An 8931-nucleotide genomic window follows, 5' to 3' on the forward strand; every position below is an offset into this window, starting at 1 on the left:
TGCAGACGCCCTGCCTGTGAGGAGCGTCCACGTCTGAACCGCACCATCTCGTGCGGCCTAGCGTTCGGCGAGATGGAGGGCGTGAGCCCTGCATCGGTGTCGTCCGGACCGTGGGTCCCTGCCCGTGAAGCTCTCCCTGCGGCCCGGCGGCGTCACGGAGAGGATGCCGGGCCCGACGGACCCGCCGTCCTCTTCGTGACGCCCGATGCCGACGTCTCGCGTCCGCCCTGCCGGACCCCCGGGCCCGAGCTCGTGACATGCGCCCTGGTCAGCCCGAGATCCCGTCGACGTAGAGCCACCGCCGGTCGACCCGGGCGAACCGGCTGACCTCGTGCTGCGACCCCACACCGTCGTCGTCGCGGAAGTGCGCCTCGAACTCGACCGTCCCCTCGTCGTCGAACGGCCCGCCCGCCTGCGTCCGCACGACGTCGAGCCGGAACCAGCGCGTGCCCGGATCGACCTCGAGCGTGGCGGGCCGCGTCGTCGGGTGCCACGTCTCGAGCAGGTAGGAGGCGCGGGCGAGCACGAACGCCGAGTACCGCGAGCGCATCAACCGTTCCGCCGTCGGGGCGGGCGTCGTGCCCCGGTGCAGCGGCCCGCAGCACGATCCGTAGGTCTCGCCGCTGAGGCAGGGGCAGCGGGCCGAGTCGTCGAGGTCTCGGCCGTCGAGGGGAGCAGCAGGAGGCATCGTGCAATTCTCCGGCACGTCCCGGCGCCCTGACACCCCCGTCCCCGGCGGCCTCGGCCCCGGCCCCGTCGGCAACTCCTGCCTCCTGCCGCCGCCCGCCCGCACCACGCCCGTCCCGGCACCCCGGCGCCGCACCGGGCAGGAGTTGCCGACACCGGCCGAGCACGACGGCCCGACGTACTCCGTCGACCGGCGCCGGGCGCGCCGAGTCGGCTCCCCAGTCCGGGTCGCACCCCAAGGGGCCGCCCCCGCACTGGGCGTCGCGTCGGGGGCTCCGACCTGCCACGGTGAGCGGGTGACGATCTCGCCGACCTCCGCCTCGCACCCCGTCCACGAGCAGGAGCTCGTGTTCGCCCACGTGCGTGCGGTCCTGGGCGCGGCGGAAGCCAGCCCCGTGCTGCCCCGGCTGTCACGCCGCAAGACCGCCCGCGCCCTGGCGTCGGCGGGTTTCTGCAACCTGACCGGCGAACCCGTCCGGGCCTCCGCCCTGAAGCACGACGGGACGCAGTTCTTCGACCGCTCCGAGACCGTCCTGGTCGAGTCGCTCAACAGCGGCCGACGGTTCTACGGTCTGTTCGTCGAACCGACCTCGCCGACCCACGAGGACTGGGCGACGATCACCGACATGTTCGCCGAGCTCGGTCGCCGCGTGCACGGCCGCCTCGCCCCCGCCGACCAGTTCCGCGGCTGAGCACGCCCGCCACATCCGGGGTCGCACCATCGATGTGGTGTCGAGCCACCCATTTGCGTGGTTCGATGCCACATCCGTGGTTCGACTCGACCGCCCGAACGGACCGAGCCGCCCCAGGCACCGTGCCGCTGCCACCCCGCACCCGGTAACGTCGCGGCATGCACGCCCTGCCGCCCGGAGCCCTCCGCATCGTCCACCTCAGCGACGCCCACCTCCTCGCCGACGGAGCCCTGCACCAGGGCGTCGTCGACACGACCGAGGCCCTCGACCGCGTGCTGGCGGAGGCCGCGCGGGTCGAGGGGGTGCGACTGCTGGTGGGGTCGGGTGACCTGTCGGACGACGGGACCCGCGCCTCCTACCGGCACCTGCGCGAGCGCACCGGCGCCTGGGCGCGAGTGGCGGGCGCCGAGGTGCTGCTCGTGCCGGGCAACCACGACGTGCGCGAGGGCTTCGCCGAGGTGCTCGGCGGCGACCCGGCGAGACCGCTCGACCTCGTCCGCGACGTCGACGGGTGGCGGGTGATCGGGCTCGACACCTCCGTGCCCGGGGCCGGCTACGGACTGCTGCGACCCGAGCAGCTCGCCTGGTTGCGCGACGAGCTCGCGACGCCCGCCGAGCGGGGCACCGTGCTCGTGCTGCACCACCCGCCGATCGCGGCGCCGACCACCCTGCACGAGTCTCTCGCCCTGCAGGACCCGGAGGCGCTGGCGGCGGTCCTCGAGGGATCGGACGTCCGCGTCGTCCTCGCCGGGCACTACCACCACCACATCGTGGGCCACCTCGCGGGCGTGCCCGTGGTGGTCGCGCCCGGGGTGGCGAACGACACGGACGTGCTGGCGGCCGTCGGCACCGAACGGGCCGTGCGCGGCTCGGGCTTCGTCGTGGTCGAGGTGGCGGCCGACGGGTCGGTGCGCTCGACCCCGGTGTCCGTGCGCGACTCCCGCGACGGCGACGAGGTGTTCGCACTGGACGAGGCCGCCGTCGCCCGCATCGCCGCCGAGGCCGGGCCTCCCTCCGCCGCCTGACCCGGACCCGCACCCACAGCCACGCGGCCTGACCGGGACCGGACCCGCGCCCAGTGACCGCGCGTAGGCTCGGAATCGGCCTGCCGCCCACCCGGGGCCGGCGAGAGGCCGATCGTCGAGTCGTGAAAGTGAGACCCCCATGCGCGTGGTCGTCGTCGGAGCCACGGGCAACCTGGGCACCGCCCTGCTCACCCGTCTGCAGGCCGAGCCCGAAGTGACGTCGCTCGTCGGCGTCGCCCGACGTGGTCCGCGCATGGCGACGCCGCCGTACGGCGAGGTGACCTGGTTCTCGATCGACGTCGGGGCCGACGACTCACCCGTGGCCCTCGAGCACGCGTTCGCCGGGGCCGACGCCGTCGTCCACCTCGGCTGGGCCCTGCAGCCGAGCCACCGCAAGGCCGTCATGTACCGGACGAACGTGCTCGGCACCTCGCACGTCCTCGACGCCGCCGCCCGGGCCGGGGTGCCGCACGTGCTCGTCGCGTCCTCGGTCGGCGCCTACTCGCGGGGCCCCAAGGGCCGTCGGGTCGACGAGACCTACAAGACCAAGGGCGTGCGCCGCTCGAGCTACTCGAAGCACAAGTCGATCAACGAGCGCGTCATGGACGCCTTCGCCGAACAGCACCCCGAGGTCACTCTGACCCGCATGCGCCCGGGCCTCGTGTTCCAGGCCGCCGCTGCCAGCGAGATCGTCGGCCTCTTCGCCGGCCGCTGGGTGCCCACCCGCTGGATGCAGCGCGTGCGCCCCCCGTTCATCCCGCTCGCCCCGCGCTTCGTGTCGCAGGTCGTGCACGCGAGCGACGTCGCCGACGCGTTCTGGCGGGCGATCGACCGCCGTGCCGGTGGGGCGTTCAACCTCGCCGCCGAACCCGTGGTCGACCCCGACCGCATCGCCCGGGCATTCGGCTCCCGCCTGCTGCCCGTGCCCTACCGCCTGCTGCGCGCAATCGTGCAGCTCACCTGGCTGGCGCGCCTGCAGCCGACCGAACCCGGCTGGCTCGACATCGCGGCCAAGATCCCGGTCATGTCGACCGAGAAGGCCCGCACCGTGCTCGGCTGGGCACCCCGTCACACGTCGGACGAGACCCTGCGCGAGTTCGCCCACGCCCTCGCCCACCGCACGAACCACGAGGGGTCGCACCCGCTGAACGGCTGACCGCCTGCGGCCCACCCGTCCGGCCCGCCCGGCCCGTCCGGCCCTACGGCAGCGTCAGCTCGAGCAGTCCGTCGTCCCGGACGATCACCGAGACGCCCTCGTACCCGGAGATACGGGGCAACCCGTCGGCAGCCGGCCCGTCGTGGTCCCCGACGACGACGACCGAGGCTCCGGAGGCGCGGGCGGCGTCGAGTCCCGCCGCGGCGTCCTCGAAGACGACGACCTCGCCCGGGTCGACGCCGAGCATCGCGGCGGCCAGCAGATAGCCGTCCGGCGCGGGCTTGCCCACGGCGACCTGCTCGGACGCCAGGACGACAGCCGGCCAGGGAACCCCCGCCTCGGCCATCCGTGAGCGCGCCAACTCGTGGTTCGCGCTCGTCACCAGGGCCACGCGGTCGCCCGGCAGGCTCCCCAGGAAGTCGGCCGCGCCCGGGATCTCGACGGTCCCGTCCCGCGTTCCGGCCTCGACGGCCTGCAGCCCGTCGGTCAGCGTGCGTGCCTCGACCTCGGGCAACCCGGGCAGGAACCGCGTGACGGTGTCATGGGTCTGCCGTCCGTGGGCGAACTCCAACAGCTCGACGACGTCGAGCTCGTGCTCGGCCGCGAAGTCGCCCCAGATGCGTTCGACGACGGCCGTCGAGTCGACGAGCGTGCCGTCCATGTCGAACACGATCGCGCGGCAGGTGAGGGTCGTCATGTCGCCAGTCTGCCCCGGCGCACATGCGGCACGCACCCCCACGGCGTACCGTGCCCGCATGCACGAAGACGAGCAGGACACGAAGACCGGCACCACCACGGGCGACGCCACGACGGCCACGGACGGCGTCGGCTACGCAGGCACCGCCGAGACCGCACCGGACCGTCGCGACGCCGACGATCCGACCGCGGACTTCCCGCGGAGCGAGGCGACCACCGCCGAGATGCAGCGGTCGGCCACCGAGGACTCCCCCGCCGTGGACTCCGACACCGACCTGGACGCCGTCCAGGCCCTGCCCGGTGAGGGCGGGCCGGACGACGGCGGCGACATCGAGGTCGACCCCGACGACCTCAACCTCTCGGGCGACTCGATCCCCGGACACCCCAAGCCGGGCGAGCCCGACCCCGCCGACGCCCCCACGGGAGGCGGCGCGGCCCCGTCACACCCGAAGCCCGGCCCGCCCCGACCCCGGGACTGACGCGTCCAGGACCGACCACGAAGGGCCGCACCGTCTCGACGGTGCGGCCCTTCGGCGTGAGTGGTGTGGTGCCGGGCGGGCCGCCCCGTGAAGAAGCTCCCGGCCCGCCGGGCACCACGCGCCCACCGAGGGCGGGCTCGTTCACGGTACCTCCGCAGACTGGACGCGCAAGGGATGAAGCAGTCAGAAAACCCCTGGTGAAGCCCATGATCTTGCTAGACGCGCTAGCGACGTGGCAGCTTCGGCGCGCGACGCCCCCCGGCGAGAGGCCTCACGGCGGATGCGCGTCGCGAGGCCGTCTAGCCTCTCGACGACGAGCAATTCTCCACAGCCTGTCCACAAAGCGAAAACCCGGGACCGAGGTACGGTCGAGAGCGTGACCGACCTCGCCGCCGATGCCTCCCCCGTGACCGACACCGCACCTCCTGCCCCCGTGCTCGTGGTGATCGACCGGGCCCGGGCCGGCGCCCGAGGCGACGGGCCCGGCTGGCACGTCGCCGACGCGACCGAGCCGACCGTGAACGTCGTCGACCTGGGCGTGACGCGCGGCGACGGCATCTTCGAGGCGTTCGGGGTCGTCGACGGAGCCGTGCAGGCGCTCGAGGCGCACCTGCGCCGCCTGGCCCGTTCGGCGGCGCTGCTCGACCTGCCCGAACTCGACCTCGACCTGATCCGCGAGGCGGTGCTCGCCTCCGCGGCCGCCCACGCACCCGTGCCCTTCGCGTTGACCAAGTTGATCGTGACACGCGGACTCGAGGGCGTGCCCGACAGCGAGCCGACCGCATGGGCCCGCACCGAGGTGTACGAGGACCACGCCGCCGAACGCCGCGACGGCATCCGGGTCGTGTCGCTCGACCGCGGCTACCGGCACGATGTCGTGCAGACCTCGCCGTGGCTGTTGCAGGGCGCGAAGACCCTCTCGTACGCCGTGAACAAGAGCGTGCTGCGCGAGGCCGCCCGCCGCGGTGCGGACGACGTCCTCTTCGTCAGCAGCGACGGGTACGCGCTCGAGGGGCCGTCGGCCTCGCTCGTCGCCCGCTTCGGCCACCGCTTCGTCACCCCGCGCACCGACCAGGGCATCCTCGAGGGCACGACGCAGGCCGCCGTGTTCGACGCGCTGGCCGACCTCGGCCACGAGACCGCGTACGAGCTGCTGCCCCTCGCCCGCGTGCACGAGGCCGACGCCCTGTGGCTGCTCTCGAGCGGGCGTCAGATCGCCCCGGTGTCGGACCTCGACGGGCATCCCTTCGCGATCGACCACGAGCTGACGACGACGCTCGTCGAGGCGCTCTGGGCCCGTCGCGACTGAGCACGGCTCACTGCTCGGGGCGGGACGCACCTCACGGCGACGACCGTCGTTCGAACGAATGTCCACCTTGCGAACGATGCGTCGGCCGATGGTGGCGATCGATCGGCGACCTGCGAGAGTCGGGAACGCGTCGATTCACGGCGACGCGACCCGCACCACCCCGTTCCGCACGCGGTCGCAGGGCCGCAGAGATGAGCAGAACAATGAACATCGTCCACGCCTCCGGGCACCAACCCTTCGCGCACGACCTGGCTCCCACCGAGCCGATCGACATCAGCGCACTCCTCCTGGCCGAGGCCACGGCATGAGCGCCGCCGACCTCTCCCGTCTCAGCCACGACCAGCTCGTGGCACACGTCCGTCGCTCCGTCGACGTGACCGGTCACTACGTGGCCGACCGCCGGGTGCCCGCCGCCCGCATCGAGGTCTACCCCAAGCGTCGACCCGCCGTCCGGGCCCACCGGTCGCAGGCCGACCTCGGACCGGTCGTCTGCGGCACCGTCGTCGACATCACGCCGGGCCCGAGCTACGCGGACTTCTTCGCCCCCGCGGCGCAGCAGCTCGCCAGCGCCTGATCCCTGCTCGGCCTCGGCCGGCACGTTCTGAGACCGCCGTCCCCTCGGGGCGGCGGTCTTTGGTGTGTCCGGCGGACGCAGGAGGCGCGGTGCCGGTCCCGAGGACCCGCACCGCGCCTCCTGCGCTCGCGTCGTCAGGCCTAGGAGGCGCGGCTCCGCAGCAGCGTGAAGCTCGCGTCCCGCACGAGCAGCGTCGTGACGGCGCCCTCGACCTGCTGGCCGGGGTCGCTCGACGCGGCGAGCTCCCACTCGCCGTGGGGCGCGTCGGGCACGTTGAACTCGACGACCGCCGTCGAACCGTTGACGAGGTAGGCGAACGCGTCGGCGTCCTTGTGGGTGAGCACGAAGGTGATCGCCTTGTTCTCGCCCTGCTGCCAGTCGCCGCTCGAGAACGAGTGGTCGTCGGCACGACGCACCTGCACGTGGTCGTCGCTCTCGACCTCGGGGGCGTAACGGAACCAGTCGGGACGCAGGGCCGGGTTCTCGCGACGCAACGTGATCAGCTCGGTCGTGAAGGCGAGCAGGTCGCGGTCGGCGCGCTCCCAGTCGAACCACGAGATCTCGCTGTCCTGGCAGTAGGCGTTGTTGTTGCCACCCTGGCTGCGGGCGATCTCGTCGCCGCCCAGGATCATCGGCACGCCGGCGCTGAGCAGCAGCGTGCCGAGGAAGTTCCGGCGCTGGCGATCGCGGTACTCGTTGACCGCGGGGTCGTCGGTCGGGCCCTCGGCACCGCCGTTGAACGACTTGTTGTCGCTCTCGCCGTCCTGGCTGTCCTCGCCGTTCTCCTCGTTGTGCTTCTCGGCGTAGCTCGTCAGGTCCGCGAGCGTGAAGCCGTCGTGCGCGGTCACGAAGTTGACGCTCGACAGCGGCGAGCGACGGTCGGCCTCGTAGACGTCGGGGCTGCCGAGCACGCGGTCCGAGAACGTCGACAGGACGCCGGGCTCGCCGTTCCAGAACTCGCGCACGTCGTCGCGGAACTTGCCGTTCCACTCCGACCAGTCGGCCGGGAAGCCACCGACCTGGTAGCCGGCGGTGTCCCAGGGCTCGGCGATCATCTTGACGCTCTGCAGCACCGGGTCCTGGTGGATCAGCGTGAGGAACGCGCTGTGCTCGCTGGCCTCGCCACCCTGACGGGTGAGGGTCGTGGCGAGGTCGAAGCGGAAGCCGTCGACGTGCATCTCGGTGACCCAGTAGCGCAGGCTGTCCATGATCAGGCCGAGGGCCGCCGGGTGGCTGACGTTAAGGCTGTTGCCCGTGCCGGTGGTGTCGAAGTAGTTGGCCTCGTCACCCTCGACCAAGCGGTAGTAGGCGGCGTTGTCGATGCCCTTGAACGAGATCGTCGGGCCCATGTGGTTGCCCTCGGCCGTGTGGTTGTAGACGACGTCCATCCACACCTCGAGGCCGGCGGCGTGGAGGTCCTTGACCATCTGCTTGAACTCGGCGACCTGGCCGCCGGCCGTGCCCGCGGCCTTCGAGGCGTACTCGTCGTGCGGGGCGAAGAAGCCGATCGAGTTGTAGCCCCAGTAGTTGCGGAGGCCCTTCTCCTCGAGGTGGCTGTCCTGCACGAACTGGTGCGTCGGCAGCAGCTCGACGGCGGTGACGCCCAGGTCGGTGAAGTGCTTGATCGCGGCGGGGTGACCCATGCCGGCGTAGGTGCCGCGGATGTCCTCGGGGACGTCGGGGTGGGTCTGCGTGAAGCCCTTGACGTGCACCTCGTAGACGACCGTGTCCTCCATCGGCGTGAGCGGGCGCTGGTCGTCGCCCCAGTCGAAGTCGCGGTCGGCGATGACGTTGCGGGGCATGGCCGCGGCGGAGTCGGACTCGTCCATCGTCTCGGGCTCGTCCATGTCGTGCCCGAAGACGGCCTGGCCCCAGTCGAAGGTGCCGTCGAGCGCGGTGGCGTAGGGGTCGAGCAGCAGCTTGTGCTCGTTGTGGCGGAGGCCGGCGGCCGGGTTCCAGGGGCCTGCGACACGGAGGCCGTAGCGGGAGCCGACCCGCGCCTCCTCGACCACGGCGTGGAAGACGTGGCCGGTGCGGTTCGTCAGTTCGAAGCGACGCTCGGTGCCGCCGTCGGCCTCGTCGTCGAACAAGCAGAACCAGACGTGATCGGCGGTCTCGGAGTACACCGCGACGTGGGCGCCGCCGTCGGGCAGGGGCGTCACGCCGAGGGGGTAGGGCAAGGAGCGGGAGTCGGTCATGCTCCCAGCAGTACAGGAGGAGCGCCGTCGGCGGCCAAGCTGAGCGCCGTACCCCGCCGAGGCGTCCCGCCCGCGCCGCCCCGCCTGCCCCGCGCCGCCCTGCCTGCCGCCTGCC

General features: G+C 72.7%; 9 protein-coding genes. 6 read left to right on the forward strand and 3 right to left on the reverse strand.

The annotated features are described in order from the left end of the window. Positions 1-268: 268 nt before the first annotated feature. Positions 269-688 (reverse strand): YchJ family protein, encoded by a 420-nt coding sequence (locus SZ60_RS13815; RefSeq protein ID WP_043596839.1) that lies wholly within the window; start codon positions 686-688, stop codon positions 269-271. A 295-nt stretch (positions 689-983) separates the two neighbouring features. Here SZ60_RS13815 and SZ60_RS13820 point away from each other — a divergent pair, with 295 nt between their 5' ends. The 3 genes from SZ60_RS13820 to SZ60_RS13830 all read left to right on the forward strand — a co-directional run bounded on the left by SZ60_RS13820 (position 984) and on the right by SZ60_RS13830 (position 3560). After that, complete coding sequence (locus tag SZ60_RS13820) at positions 984-1379, forward strand: hypothetical protein (RefSeq protein ID WP_043596840.1); 396 nt, start codon at positions 984-986, stop codon at positions 1377-1379. Positions 1380-1537: 158 nt separating this feature from the next. Then, entirely contained in the window at positions 1538-2404 is an 867-nt protein-coding gene (locus tag SZ60_RS13825; RefSeq protein ID WP_043596842.1) for a metallophosphoesterase, read from the forward strand. Positions 2405-2543: 139 nt separating this feature from the next. After that, positions 2544-3560, forward strand: a complete 1017-nt coding sequence (locus tag SZ60_RS13830; protein ID WP_043596844.1) for an NAD-dependent epimerase/dehydratase family protein — start codon at positions 2544-2546, stop codon at positions 3558-3560. Between the two features lie 43 nt (positions 3561-3603). Here SZ60_RS13830 and SZ60_RS13835 read toward each other — a convergent pair whose 3' ends face one another. After that, positions 3604-4257 carry an HAD-IA family hydrolase gene (locus tag SZ60_RS13835; RefSeq protein WP_043596846.1) on the reverse strand — a complete coding sequence of 218 codons (654 nt, stop codon included), beginning with the start codon at positions 4255-4257 and terminating at the stop codon, positions 3604-3606. 58 nt (positions 4258-4315) lie between these two features. Here SZ60_RS13835 and SZ60_RS13840 point away from each other — a divergent pair, with 58 nt between their 5' ends. The 3 genes from SZ60_RS13840 to SZ60_RS13850 all read left to right on the forward strand — a co-directional run bounded on the left by SZ60_RS13840 (position 4316) and on the right by SZ60_RS13850 (position 6618). After that, positions 4316-4735, forward strand: coding sequence for a hypothetical protein (locus SZ60_RS13840; RefSeq protein ID WP_043596848.1), 420 nt, complete (start codon positions 4316-4318; stop codon positions 4733-4735). Positions 4736-5111: 376 nt separating this feature from the next. Further along, complete coding sequence (locus SZ60_RS13845) at positions 5112-6044, forward strand: aminodeoxychorismate lyase (protein ID WP_231567175.1); 933 nt, start codon at positions 5112-5114, stop codon at positions 6042-6044. 304 nt (positions 6045-6348) lie between these two features. Then, entirely contained in the window at positions 6349-6618 is a 270-nt protein-coding gene (locus SZ60_RS13850) for a hypothetical protein (protein WP_043596849.1), read from the forward strand. A gap of 140 nt (positions 6619-6758) precedes the next feature. Here the strand turns inward: SZ60_RS13850 and glgX are convergent, their stop codons facing one another. After that, positions 6759-8816 (reverse strand): glycogen debranching protein GlgX, encoded by a 2058-nt coding sequence (gene glgX / locus SZ60_RS13855; RefSeq protein WP_043596851.1) that lies wholly within the window; start codon positions 8814-8816, stop codon positions 6759-6761. Between the last annotated feature and the right edge of the window lie 115 nt (positions 8817-8931).

Origin of the sequence: Frigoribacterium sp. MEB024, from assembly GCF_000878135.1 — a bacterium.
Taxonomy (GTDB): domain Bacteria; phylum Actinomycetota; class Actinomycetes; order Actinomycetales; family Microbacteriaceae; genus Frigoribacterium.